The 12,475-nt window shown below is 41.0% G+C and carries 17 protein-coding genes; 6 read left to right on the top strand and 11 right to left on the bottom strand.

Annotated features, from left to right (window positions below):
* Positions 1–48: 48 nt before the first annotated feature.
* The 6 genes from smpB to ASG46_RS01840 all read right to left on the bottom strand — a co-directional run bounded on the left by smpB (position 49) and on the right by ASG46_RS01840 (position 4,870).
* Positions 49–519 carry an SsrA-binding protein SmpB gene (gene smpB / locus ASG46_RS01815; RefSeq protein WP_008347658.1) on the bottom strand — a complete coding sequence of 157 codons (471 nt, stop codon included), beginning with the start codon at positions 517–519 and terminating at the stop codon, positions 49–51.
* Between the two features lie 139 nt (positions 520–658).
* Complete coding sequence (gene rnr, locus ASG46_RS01820; protein WP_056702764.1) at positions 659–2,998, bottom strand: ribonuclease R; 2,340 nt, start codon at positions 2,996–2,998, stop codon at positions 659–661.
* Between the two features lie 19 nt (positions 2,999–3,017).
* A complete protein-coding gene (locus ASG46_RS01825; protein ID WP_008347663.1) occupies positions 3,018–3,764 on the bottom strand; it encodes an alpha/beta hydrolase in 747 nt (248 codons plus the stop codon).
* Positions 3,765–3,887: 123 nt separating this feature from the next.
* Positions 3,888–4,121, bottom strand: a complete 234-nt coding sequence (secG, locus tag ASG46_RS01830) for a preprotein translocase subunit SecG (RefSeq protein ID WP_003212746.1) — start codon at positions 4,119–4,121, stop codon at positions 3,888–3,890.
* A 187-nt stretch (positions 4,122–4,308) separates the two neighbouring features.
* Positions 4,309–4,599, bottom strand: a complete 291-nt coding sequence (locus ASG46_RS01835) for an AbrB/MazE/SpoVT family DNA-binding domain-containing protein (RefSeq protein WP_056702767.1) — start codon at positions 4,597–4,599, stop codon at positions 4,309–4,311.
* 37 nt (positions 4,600–4,636) lie between these two features.
* Positions 4,637–4,870 (bottom strand): helix-turn-helix domain-containing protein, encoded by a 234-nt coding sequence (locus tag ASG46_RS01840; RefSeq protein WP_008347669.1) that lies wholly within the window; start codon positions 4,868–4,870, stop codon positions 4,637–4,639.
* A 154-nt stretch (positions 4,871–5,024) separates the two neighbouring features.
* On the opposite strand from ASG46_RS01840, the gene ASG46_RS01845 reads away from it, so the two are divergent.
* The 3 genes from ASG46_RS01845 to ASG46_RS01855 all read left to right on the top strand — a co-directional run bounded on the left by ASG46_RS01845 (position 5,025) and on the right by ASG46_RS01855 (position 6,364).
* A complete protein-coding gene (locus tag ASG46_RS01845; RefSeq protein WP_007500204.1) occupies positions 5,025–5,429 on the top strand; it encodes a helix-turn-helix domain-containing protein in 405 nt (134 codons plus the stop codon).
* 130 nt (positions 5,430–5,559) lie between these two features.
* Positions 5,560–5,961 carry a helix-turn-helix domain-containing protein gene (locus tag ASG46_RS01850; protein WP_056702770.1) on the top strand — a complete coding sequence of 134 codons (402 nt, stop codon included), beginning with the start codon at positions 5,560–5,562 and terminating at the stop codon, positions 5,959–5,961.
* Between the two features lie 82 nt (positions 5,962–6,043).
* On the top strand, positions 6,044–6,364 hold the full coding sequence (locus tag ASG46_RS01855) for a winged helix-turn-helix transcriptional regulator (protein WP_056702773.1): 321 nt from the start codon (positions 6,044–6,046) through the stop codon (positions 6,362–6,364).
* Positions 6,365–6,445: 81 nt separating this feature from the next.
* Here ASG46_RS01855 and ASG46_RS01860 read toward each other — a convergent pair whose 3' ends face one another.
* From ASG46_RS01860 to ASG46_RS01875, 4 genes are read right to left on the bottom strand one after another with little or no spacing between them, the layout of a single operon-like run.
* A complete protein-coding gene (locus ASG46_RS01860; RefSeq protein ID WP_008347676.1) occupies positions 6,446–7,135 on the bottom strand; it encodes an ABC transporter permease in 690 nt (229 codons plus the stop codon).
* A gap of 21 nt (positions 7,136–7,156) precedes the next feature.
* Entirely contained in the window at positions 7,157–8,074 is a 918-nt protein-coding gene (locus tag ASG46_RS01865) for an osmoprotectant ABC transporter substrate-binding protein (RefSeq protein ID WP_008347678.1), read from the bottom strand.
* Between the two features lie 13 nt (positions 8,075–8,087).
* Positions 8,088–8,741, bottom strand: a complete 654-nt coding sequence (locus tag ASG46_RS01870; protein WP_041507781.1) for an ABC transporter permease — start codon at positions 8,739–8,741, stop codon at positions 8,088–8,090.
* A 13-nt stretch (positions 8,742–8,754) separates the two neighbouring features.
* A complete protein-coding gene (locus ASG46_RS01875; RefSeq protein ID WP_056702777.1) occupies positions 8,755–9,903 on the bottom strand; it encodes a betaine/proline/choline family ABC transporter ATP-binding protein in 1,149 nt (382 codons plus the stop codon).
* 269 nt (positions 9,904–10,172) lie between these two features.
* Here ASG46_RS01875 and ASG46_RS01880 point away from each other — a divergent pair, with 269 nt between their 5' ends.
* Positions 10,173–10,709: a GbsR/MarR family transcriptional regulator gene (locus ASG46_RS01880; RefSeq protein WP_056702780.1), complete on the top strand. Its 537-nt coding sequence runs from the start codon at positions 10,173–10,175 to the stop codon at positions 10,707–10,709.
* A gap of 55 nt (positions 10,710–10,764) precedes the next feature.
* On the opposite strand, the gene ASG46_RS01885 is transcribed toward ASG46_RS01880, so the two are convergent.
* Positions 10,765–11,400, bottom strand: a complete 636-nt coding sequence (locus ASG46_RS01885) for a MarC family protein (RefSeq protein WP_024719834.1) — start codon at positions 11,398–11,400, stop codon at positions 10,765–10,767.
* A gap of 118 nt (positions 11,401–11,518) precedes the next feature.
* Between ASG46_RS01885 and ASG46_RS01890 the strand changes: the two genes are divergently transcribed.
* Both ASG46_RS01890 and ASG46_RS01895 read left to right on the top strand, forming a co-directional pair.
* On the top strand, positions 11,519–11,983 hold the full coding sequence (locus tag ASG46_RS01890; RefSeq protein ID WP_056702783.1) for a hypothetical protein: 465 nt from the start codon (positions 11,519–11,521) through the stop codon (positions 11,981–11,983).
* A 15-nt stretch (positions 11,984–11,998) separates the two neighbouring features.
* Positions 11,999–12,463 (top strand): GNAT family N-acetyltransferase, encoded by a 465-nt coding sequence (locus tag ASG46_RS01895; protein WP_017359218.1) that lies wholly within the window; start codon positions 11,999–12,001, stop codon positions 12,461–12,463.
* Positions 12,464–12,475 lie beyond the last annotated feature (12 nt).

The following is a 12,475-nucleotide window of genomic DNA, read 5'->3' on the forward strand; positions in this document are numbered from 1 at the left end:
CATATTGTAGCATAATGCTTCCGCTCTCAGCAAGCCATCTGCATCAGGCTAAAATTGCTTTTGCCGGTCACGGAAAGCACGCTCGATTTCACGTTTCGCATCCTTTTTCTTCAGATCTTCACGTTTATCGTATTTCTTCTTCCCTTTACCGACTCCAATTAGCACTTTGGCAAAGCCATTTTTCAAATAGAGTTTAATGGGAACAAGTGAGTAGCCCTCTTCCTTTGTCGCACCAATCAATTTACTGATTTGTTTGCGGTGGAGCAGCAGCTTTCTCGTTCTGAGCGGATCATGGTTATAACGGTTACCCTGCTCGTATGGGCTCACGTGCATATTGTGAAGAAACACTTCTCCCCGTTCGATTTTGGCAAAGGAATCTTTTAAATTCACTTTTCCTGCTCGAATGGATTTGATTTCAGTTCCTTGTAATACAAGGCCGGCTTCGTATGTTTCTTCTATAAAATAATCATGGTTGGCTTTTTTGTTTTGGGAAACAACCTTTCCCTCTCCCTTTGGCATTGGCGTACACCCTCCTTTTGACACAGACACGGTCCAAATCGTACGGATTATTTTATCAAACAATCCAGCTTTCGACAATGCTGCTGCCACGTGGTCAAAAAGCAAATAGAGCGTGATGCCCTATTTGCTTTTTGTCACGTTACTTTTTCTTTTTGCGCTTTTGTTTCGGTGCGTTATCAAATACGCGTTTTTTCTTTTTCTTCTTTTTACGACCTGTAAACCAGTCGCCGCCTTTATCCTCTTTGCCTTTTTCCCCAGAGGCCTTTTGAGCTCCGCGTCCTTTTTTGGCTGGTGGATCTGTCCGTTTTTTGAACTTGAAGTCTTTTGGTGATTTACGGCGAGTGCCTTTCATCCCGACGATTTCAAAATCAATGGAATGCTCATCTTTATTCACACTCACCACTTTGACAGTAATTTCGTCACCGATGCGATATACATTCCCTGTCCGCTCACCGATCATGGCAAAGTGCTGTTCATCAAAACGATAGTAATCGTCTGTCATGTAGCTCACATGGACAAGACCTTCTATCGTATTCGGCAGTTCAACGAATAGTCCGAAATTCGTGACGGAACTAATCATACCATCAAACTCTTCACCGATTTTATCAAGCATAAACTCTGCCTTTTTCAGGTCATCTGTTTCGCGCTCAGCATCAACAGAGCGGCGCTCCATTGTAGATGCATGATCTGCGATTTCTGGCAACAATTGACCCCATTTTTCAAGGGTTGCTTCGTCTGTCTTTTTCTCTATTAAATAGGTTCTGATCAGCCTATGCACGATTAAATCCGGGTAACGACGGATCGGCGATGTGAAGTGTGTATAGAATTCCGTTGATAATCCAAAATGGCCAATGCTTTCTGGATCATACTTCGCCTGTTTCATTGAGCGAAGCATCACAGTTTGAATCACGACTTCTTCCGGCTGATCACGGACGGCATCAAGTACACTTTGAAGTGCACGCGGGTGAATGTTCGTTGACGTTCCTTTGACGATGTAACCAAACGTCGTCACGAATTCTAAAAAGCGCTGAAGCTTCTCAGGATTTGGTTCTTCGTGAATTCGGTAAATGAACGGAACATTCATCCAGTGGAAATGCTCGGCAACTGTTTCGTTTGCCACCAGCATGAATTCTTCAATTAGTTTTTCGGCAACAGAACGCTCACGAATGACGACGTCTTTTGCTGCGCCTTCATCATCTACAAGCACTTTTGCTTCCTTGAAATCAAAGTCGACTGCTCCACGCTCCATTCGCTTGTCACGCAGAATTTCTGCAAGCTTCTCCATCTCTTGGAACATTGGTACTAACGGCTCGTATTTGTCTAAAAGCTCTTCGTCTTGGTCAACTAAAATCTTATTCACATCGGAATAGGTCATTCTTTCCGTCGTTTTGATCACGCTTTGGAAAATTTCGTGTTTGACGACTTTCCCACTTCGATCAATGATCATTTCACAAGAGAGTGTGAGACGATCAACCTTCGGATTCAATGAGCAAATGCCATTTGACAGGCGATGAGGAATCATTGGAATGACGCGGTCGACAAGATACACACTCGTTCCGCGCTCATAGGCTTCCTGATCAATCGGCGAATTCTCTGTAACATAATGAGAAACGTCTGCAATGTGCACGCCGAGCTTATATTTGCCATCATCGAGCTTTTGCACGGTTACGGCATCATCCAAGTCCTTTGCATCTGCACCATCAATCGTCACAATCGTTTCATTGCGCAGATCACGTCTACCTTCAAGGTCCTTTTCATCGATCGTTTCAGGTGTGTCTACTGCCTGCTGAAGCGCTTCTTCCGGAAACTCACCTGGCAGCCCGTGTTTATGAATAATCGACAAAATATCGATGCCAGGGTCATTTTTGTGACCAAGGATTTCCGTCACTTCACCTTCTGCGCTCATTCTTCCTTCTGGATAGCTTGTCAGCGTGACAACGACTTTATGACCTTCAACCGCTCCGTTTTTAGCGGATTTTGGAATGAAGATATCGTTTGTGATTTTTTTATCATCAGGAATGACAAAACCAAAACTTTTCGTTTCTGTATAGGTACCGACAACCGTCTGAGTATTACGCTCTAGTATACGGATGACCGTTCCTTCTTTTTTGGTGCCATTTGATTTGTGGCTGACACGAACCATGACGGTGTCGCCATTCATTGCTGTGCCTAGCTCATTTGGCGGAATGAAAATATCATCCTGTCCAAACTCTTCTGGTGTCACAAATGCAAATCCTTTTGCATGCGCAGACAGCTTCCCTTTGACCAAGTTCATTTTTTCCGGTACACCATAGCGGTCGCTGCGGGTACGGACGATAAGCCCCTGATCCTCTAATATCACAAGTGCTTTGACGAGCTCTTTATAATCATCTGGATTGGTAATTTCCATCATGACTTCTAATTCCTGTACCGTTAATGGTTTGTACGCCTCTTCTTGCATAAACGCAAGTAATTCATCCATAAATTCTTCTTTTTGCACACTCTAACCCCCTATATATTTAAATTGACCAATCGAGTGATTCTAAGAATGCATATACATCCTGATGAACCTTCTCTCGCTCTTTATCAAGCGTGATAACATGGCCCGATTCTTCATACCACTTTAAATGTTTTTCATCAGTCTCTACTTCGTTATAAATAATGTTTGCACTGTCTGTATTAATCATATGATCATGACGTGCCTGAACAACAAAAGTAGGTGAATAAATCATGTCAACATTGTTTCTGACATCTGCAATGAGTTCTTGAAGAGCCTTGAGTGTACCCATTGGTGTTTTCTTGAACTCTTCCATCTCTTGCTCAATTTGATCCTCTGACTTACCCTCGAATTTTTTATAGTTACGGGCATAATCTAGTACACCCTGGTACATGACTTCTTCACTTTTTATGTACATAGGTGCACACATAGGTACAATTCCCTTTACAGGTACAGTGTAACCTAATTTCAATGAAAAAACTCCTCCGAGGGATAGTCCGCAGACCGCAATTTCCTCATAACCTTCGTCTTTTAAAAATTGATAGCCTTCTTCTACATCTTTCCACCAATCTGTAGGACCTGTATGAACAAGCTCCTCTGGCGGTACACCGTGTCCTTTGTATTGAGGTGCATGGCATGTATAGCCTCTTTCATTTAAATAGCGTCCAAGCATGCGAACATCGGCTGTATTCCCAGTAAAACCGTGAAGAAGAAGCACCGCCTTTTCTCCACCTTTAAACGTAAATGGTTTTGGTGTAACAACTTTCATGATGTGACTTCCTTTCCTTCTGATATGGTTTATATTTTCCACTTGTATGTATGAAACAAACACAAAAGAGTGCTGATAATAAAAAAAGGTCTGAAAAAAGATCAGACCTTCTGTTACTCGCGCCTACACGCCTAAATATGCCAATGCAAGTGTTAAGATGAAGAAAAGCACTGACAAAATGACAGTTAATCGGTGAAGAATCAAGTCAAGACCTCTCGCTTTTTGCTTACCGAAAAGCTGCTCGGCTCCACCTGAAATAGCGCCTGACAGTCCTGCACTTTTACTTGATTGTAATAATACAACGATGATAAGTGCGATACTGACAATTACGAGTAATGTGATAACAAATGCGTGCATAAAAACACCTCCAGACAAACTGGTACACATAACTTTATTTTACATGAAAACAAGGTGCATGTCACGAAACATCAAAATAAAGATTTCCTATATATTGTCGACTTTATTTGTCATTTTGATTCAATTTCGCTCCAATGGATTGTATGCAGCATTTTTTATATGCAATTTTTGAGGTTAAAAAACGTTTTTAGCGAGTTGCTTCTTCTTTTAAGAGCTGTTTTAATTCTACTAACAGCCGTTCAGCTCCTTCTGGACTCAGCACGACGTTGCCATTTCCATAGCTTTTGTTGAATTTCGTTATCTTGCCAGTTAATAAGCAGCTCTTATCTGCATCATATTTTTTCAGCATAATGGTTTGATCTTCAATGAAAATTTCTAATAGCTGCTCTTCTTTTATATTGAGTACCTTTCGCATTTCTGAAGGCAGAACAATTCTGCCAAGCGAATCAATGTGTCTTACCATTCCAGTTCTTTTCAATGAAGCCGCCTCCTTAATAATCATACGATGATTTCGTTTATTGACTTTTGTCAACATCTTCATAGTAAAATAAATCTTCAAATTTTTTATCAAAGTAATGAATCATTTTGCCAATGACAAGCTGTCCTGGTTTCCGGTGACCATTCAATACCCTGCTGAGTGTGGCAGGAGAAATGCCAATTTCATCTGCGAGCTGATTTAAAGACATATCGTTTTCAATCATATACTGCATCACAAAAGCCCGCCTGATCTGAATCTTTTCGACCATCATTACAACCTCCTATAGGATCAATATGTACAACATGTAGGACTCTCATATCTCCCGGATTCATTAACTTATGTCAACACTTTTACGCCCTTTCTATTTCCTTTGGTCAATGATCATACTAAAATAAGTCATATACTGAAATGTGAGGTTCGATGACATGAATCACTTTGGTGAACAATTACGCATTTTAAGAGAGAATAGAAAGATGTCTGTCAATCAACTCGCCATGTATTCAGGCGTAAGCGCTGCCGGTATTTCTCGGATTGAGAATGGAAAGCGTGGTGTGCCAAAGCCTTTAACCATAAAAAAATTAGCACGCGCTTTGAAGGTGCCTTATGAGGATTTAATGCTGCTTGCCGGTTATATTGAACAGGAAAAAGTGCATGAAATGAAACCGAAATATGAATCCATATTAAAAATCTATCAAACGGCGCTTCAAAAGGATGTAGAACATCTCCCTATTTTCGATGGAGACCAATGGGAAACACTCACCGCACAAGACATCAGCCAGCTGAATCAATACTTTCTCACGCTCATTAACCAAAAAAAGGCGAACAAATAGCGGGGCATAAACATAAGATACATCCACCATTAACTAATGTCAATATTTTCATGGTACACTTATTGCCAATAGTCAACAAATCGAGTACACTAGAGATAACTAATCTTTAACCATGTGAGGTTTTGAGTTGATGAACTTCGGTGCATATTTAAGAGCATTACGTGAGAAAAGGAAACTATCGGTGAACCAATTAGCGATGTATTCAGAGGTCAGCGCTGCTGGTATTTCTCGGATTGAAAACGGGAAACGCGGCATTCCGAAACCTCCTACAATTAAAAAACTAGCAGGTGCATTAAAAGTACCTTATGAGGACATGATGCAGGCTGCAGGGTATATTGAAGAAGCATCTTCTGGCTATGTCATAAAGGAAGAAGAAACGGCTTTTACCCAAATAAAAGAAGCGGCAGAGCAATATGAACTTGATGATCTTGAAATATTTAATGGGGACATATGGTCCACCCTTTCTAAACATGAGATAGAGGATTTAAATCGCTATTTGTTATTTCTACTAAACAGCCGTTCGTCATCGTAAAATGTTTTGATCATTGACAAGCTTTTTGCGCCGATTTTTGACAGAATTACGGTATAATGGGTTCAGATTGGAGTGAAGAAAGATGAATCAATCTGATATGTGCCCGCGGTTTGAAAAAGCAGTTGAGTTATTAAGTAAACGCTGGGTGGCACTGATTGTTTTTCAGCTTCTCTCAGGTTCACAGCGCTTTAGTGAAATCGAAGCAGCTCTGACCAATTTAAGCGGAAGGGTTTTATCTGAGAGATTAAAAGAGCTGGAAGCAGCAGGCATTGTAAAACGGGATGTTTTTGCTGAAACACCCGTGCGTATTGAGTATTCATTAACTGATATGGGGCGTTCACTTGCACCCGTTTTTGAGGAAATTGCGAAGTGGTCCTCTGAATGGATCACACTTGAATCATAAATGTATCCTGATGTGAGCCGCCTAATCATGATAAAAAAACCTCCCCTACAGATGTAGAGGAGGTTTTGTCTTTTCAAGCATTTATGCGGATGTCATGTTTTTTTCAGCTAACGCCTTGCTTTCTTTTTTCTTGTTGGTTGGGCTTAAATAGCGTTCAAGCCAGCCCATGACAAGGTCGGCAATAATGGCCATGAGCGCAGTTGGAATAGCACCTGCTAAAATAATGGCTGTTCCGTTTGTCGCGTTTGATCCTCTGATGATAATATCCCCAAGTCCTCCAGCACCAACAAATGTCCCAATCGCTGTAATACCGATTGCGATCACAAGTGCGGTTCTTAAACCAGCCATAATGACAGATAAAGCAAGCGGTAATTCAACCATTCTCAGCACTTGCCATTTCGTCATGCCCATCGCTTTCCCCGATTCTAAATAGGCATGCTCAATGCTGACAATACCTGTGTACGTGTTACGGATAATTGGCAGAAGCGAATATAAAAAGAGTGATAAGATGACTGTATTTGCGCCAAGTCCTAATACAAGCATCAACACAGAAAGCATCGCTAACGCTGGAATGGTTTGAATGACATTGGTTATCGCGAACACCCAATTGCTCAATTTGCGGTAATGCGCCACAAAGATGCCGACTGGTATTCCGACAATTGCCGCAAACAATACCCCATACGCTGACATGAGGAAATGCCGGTAAAATTCTTCTAACACATATGAACCGTTCTGTTGATAATACGCCCATAATTGCTGTAGTGTGTCCATCAGCTCTGACACCTCCCAATCTTACTCAAAGTAATTGTGTTTCTTTAGAAAATCTCTAGCAACAGTCGCTGGTTCTTTTAGTTCTCCATCGACTTGATAATTGAGCTCTTGCATTTGTTCGGTATCGATTTTTCCAATCAACCTGTTGATCACCTTGTCCAGTCCTGGATTTTCTTTTAATACCTTCTCAGGGACAACTGGTGATGCATCGTATGGTGGGAAGAATCGTTTATCATCTTTTAAGATTTTGAGATTATACGCTTTGATCCGGCCATCTGTTGAATAGGCAAGCACAATATCCATTTTTTCATTTTTCAATGCGTCATAGACTAGACCGATCTGCATCGGAAAAGTGCTTCCAAATTCAATTCCGTATGTTTTCACAAACCCTTCGTAACCGTCACCTTTCTTTTTCAGCCAAATATTATCCACACCGAAGCGATAATTTTTGGCATTCTTTTTTAAATCAGAGACTGTTTCTAGGTTGTTTTCCTTCGCCATCTTCTGCGTCACAGCAAAGGCATACGTATTATCAAACCCATAGGAATCAAACCATTTGTAATCATAGCGTTTTTTGAATTCTTTCTGGACGATTTCCATTGCACGCTTTGGATCTTTTTCTGCATCCATTCCTAGCGTACTTGTTAAATCCGTGCCTGTATATCGTGTTGCCGAAATGTCGACATCCCCGTTTTCCATTGCTTTCTGCTGGACGGTATTTGAGCCTAAATTCTTCACAATGGTTGTCTTTTTATCTGTGTAATGCTCAATGATGTCTCCCACCATATAGGCCATAATTTCTGATTCTGTAAAGTTTTGTGCCCCGATTCGCAGCGTGCTCCCTGAAGAGCCGGCTAGTCCAGGAAGTGAACAGCCACTTATGAATAGCAAGCATCCGGCAAGCAGTGCACTGATCCATTTTGTTTTTCGATTCTTCACATGAGCCAACTCCTTATGAAACTTCCTTCAATCCTTTTAAGCCTTCTGGTGTTACTTTTTTCTCAAGCTTCATCAATATAAGGTCAATGATGACCGCTAAAATAGTGACAGGGATCGCACCCGCAATAATGTATTCCGGCTGGTAAAGCTGAAGCCCAATTAAAATGTAGTCACCAAGACCGCCTCCACCGATAAAAGCAGCAAGTGTTGTCCACCCAATTAAATAAATCGTTGAGGTTCTGACCCCTGCCATAATGACCGGAACAGCAAGCGGCAGTTCAACAAGACGAATTTGTTCCCATGTCGTCATGCCGATTCCTTTACCAGATTCAAGCAAGTTTTTGTTCACACCTTGAACACCGGCATACGTATTTCTTAAAATAGGCAAAACGGAATAGAAAAATAGCGCAACGATCGCAGGTATTTTTCCAACTCCCAAAATAGGAATAAAAAATGCAAGAATCGCTAAACTAGGGAGTGTTTGAAAGATATTCACGATGCCGATGACAAAACCGGCGCCTCTTTTCATTCGTGTAAGAATGACGCCTAAAGGAACGGCCACGATAATGCCTAACACAACGGCAATTAAAGAAATGTATAAATGCTCCCACATTTTTGTGAGGAGTTCCCCACCATTTTTCTCAAGAAAATCGATGATTTGATCCATGTGTACACCTCCCTTAGTTCATTTCAGTGACAGCCTCCGGGGTATCTTCTCCCCAAATAGAGTCATATACGACATCTACAAGACTTGCACGTGTGACGATGCCTTTTAAGTGCCCTGTTGCGTCGACAACCGGTACATATTTAATGCCGCGTATTAAGATCTTTCGGACAGTATCTCTAAGAAGTGCACCTTCTTGTACTGTATAAAATTCTGTATTTAAAATATCGCCAACGAAGGCTGCTTTTCTGCGGTTTGCATCGATGGTTTCAATGTCGATATAGCCTTTCAGCACATGATTTTCATCAACGACAAGCAGGGAATCAACCCGCTTTTCTCTCATAATAAAGATGGCATCTGTCAATGTTTTTTCGACGGTAATTGTGACTGGGGACGTGTTCATCATTTGTTCCACACGTTCCATATTCGGGTTTGACTGAAGTAGACGTTCTTTCCCGATGAATTCTTCTACGAATTCGTTCACAGGGTTACGTAAAATATCATCTGGCGTGCCCACTTGGACAATCTCTCCATCTTTTAAAATGACAATGCGGTCTGCAAGTTTAATCGCTTCATCCATGTCATGTGTGACGAAAACGATTGTTTTATTTAACGTTTTTTGCAGTTTCTTAAATTCTTCCTGCAATGAATCTCTTGTAATTGGGTCAAGTGCTCCAAATGGTTCATCCATCAGGATTAAAGGGGGTTCTGCTGCGAGTGCGCGAAGAACGCCGATACGCTGCTGCTGTCCTCCACTGAGTTCATGAGGGTAACGCTCTAAGTATTCCGGCCCCATGTCAACGAGTTTGAGCAATTCACGCGCTCGTTCTTTTCGTTTTTCTTCCGGCCACTTCAGCAGCTTCGGCACAAGGGAAATGTTTTGTGCGATGGTCATATGAGGGAAAAGTCCAATTTGCTGAATCACATAACCAATTTCTCTTCTTAATTGGACTGGATCTTTTTTCATAATGTTTTCTCCCTCGATGAATATGTTTCCTGAGGAAGGTTCAATCAGTCGGTTAATCATCTTCATGGTTGTCGTTTTACCACAGCCACTCGGTCCAATAAAACAAATAAATTCTCCTTTTGCTATTTCTAAATCAATATTTTTGACAGCTTTTTTTCCGCCTTTATACGTCTTAGATACATTCTCTAGTTTCAGCAAATGAGACACCTCCAATTAGTCGGATATATATTTTCAGAAAATTTACACCTTATTTATTATAGTGCAAACTTTATAAAATAAAAAGTTTACGATGTGTTTGTATTGCATAAGATTTATTTAAAATTTTCAGTTAACGGCCTGATATGTACTGATCCCTCCTTTTTCCTCCAACTTACGAGCAAATACTCAATATTTATTGTTTTCATCAACAAACAGGTATATGATATATTGTGTTACAAATTGTCAGTCGTGAAGGGATGAAGCGGGGAATGGACAAGCAAGCGTTAGGCGCCATTCAAAAAGCACAGGATCATTATATTGAAAAAGCTGCCGAGAACATGAATGCCTTTGGTCTTTCTGCCACAGTAGGTAGAGTGCTTGGTATCATTCATATGAACCGTAAACCAATGACGCTCGGTGAGCTCTCAGAGGCGACCGGCATGAGCAAAACAAGAATGAGTCAAGTCGTTCGAGAAATGCTTGATTTGAATATTGCTGAAAAGGTTTATGAAAAAGGAATACGCAAAGATTTATATGAAGTTGAGCAAGATCAATATCAAACCTTCATTTCACTGTTTGCAGCCAATTGGTCACGTGTTGTCAGCAAAAATCGCAAGGCACATAAGAAGACATGCAAGGAATTGCTGGAGCTGCTTGAACAAGATGACCTGCCAGAAGAAACAGTAGATAAAATCAATCTTCTTCTTTCAGAAATCAAGGAAAGTCTCGATTATTATGACTGGATTAGCCGTTTAATTGAGTTCTTTGAAAGTGAAGAAGTATTTCAACATGTGCCAAAACCTTAAAAAAAGCTGTTTTATTTTACAATTTTGTAGAAAAAAACAGCTTTTTTATATACACTTATGACATCAGCATTGGGAACATCCCTTTGATGCCTGCGCCTATCATCTCAACTGCCACAACAGCTAGAATCAATCCCATTAATCGTGTCACGACATTCATCTCTGTTTTCCCCATTTTTCGCATAATGAAACTCGAATAATGAAATGCATAATAGGTCATGGCAAGTACGACCACAATGCCAATAAGAATCGCAAGCAGATGAAGCGTTACTTGGTGGCTTCCTGGGGTTAAGCTCATGACGGTCGCAATTGTACCAGGTCCTGCAATGATCGGAATGGCGAGTGGGGTCACCGAAACATCAGCCTTCTCTTTGCTCTCTGCCTTTTCATCCGAATGAGGGTTTTGAACATGTGATTCTTTTGCATTTAGCAAATTGTAAGCGATACCAAAAATAAAAATACCTCCGGCGATACGGAGTGCATGGATATCAATGCCAAACAATTTGAAAATGAGCCTGCCTGCCAAAAGAAAGGCAATCAAAATCATAAAAGACACAACAATCGCTTTTTTGGCCGTCTGGGATCGTTCTTTTTCTGAGTAGCCTTCTGTTAAAGTGATGAAAAGAGGCACGTTTCCAATGGGGTTTGAGACAGCAAATAGTGACACAATGACATGAATCATAAAGGAAATCAACAGACACCCTCCTTTTTTCATAGTGTCTGCTAATCTGATGCGAATATTCCCTTGTTCTGTTAAAACCTGGTTTGTTTTAACCGATGATAATAGAGGTTTAACGAAAGGGGAATAGAACATGAAAAAAAACATCACGATCATTGTCTTGTCTGTGATCATCCTAGGTGCAACTGGCTGGATTGTGTGGCAGCAGCAGTCGCTCACCGCATCAGAGAATAAACACCAACAAGAAATGAGAAAGAATGATGAGCAGCTGACACAATTAAAGTCAAAAGGAACGGATATGAAAGATGAAATGGATGGTCAAAAAAAGGAATTGTCCACCGTCACAAACAAGCTGAAGAAAGAAAAGAAGGCGCATCAAAAAGAAATCAAACAACGTAAAGCGCTTGAATTGAAAATAGACCAGCTTCAAAAAGAACTGGCATCAGCGAAAGCAACGGCTCAAGCGAATAAGCAGGCAGCACAAACGACTAGGAAAGCAACTGTCAAAAAGGACCCAAATGTCACCCATCATCCTCCTTCTCAATGGGTGCAGGATCAATATGATTGGGGTGTTAAACAAGGGTATATCAAAGAATAGAGAGGATGAAATGATTTGATACAGATTCGGCCATTGTCTCATGATCAATCTGTTCCTATGGATCTTTTACTATTAGCTGACCCTTCAACTGAAAAAGTCCTTGCCTATGTACAATCTGGTTCTTGTTATGTTGCTTTTCATAAACAGGACATGATTGGTGTGTATGTTCTGACGCCTCTGTCTCAGCAGACAGTGGAAATCATGAATGTCGCCGTGAAGGAGTCATGGCAAGGTAGAGGAATTGGGAAGCAGCTGATCCGCCATGCTATTTCAGAAGCCAAGGCAGCTGGCTTTCATACAATTGAAATTGGCACAGGCAACTCTAGTATTCAGCAGCTCGCCCTTTATCAAAAATGCGGTTTTCGCATGGCGTCTATCGATCACGATTTCTTTCTGAAACACTATGATGAACCGATTTATGAGAACGGTATTCAGTGTATGGATATGGTGCGGTTGTCACTCGTTCTTCAAGCAGACTGACTTCATTCAGCC

The sequence above is a fragment of the Bacillus sp. Leaf49 genome (assembly GCF_001426125.1).
Classification (GTDB): Bacteria; Bacillota; Bacilli; order Bacillales; family Bacillaceae; genus Bacillus; species Bacillus altitudinis.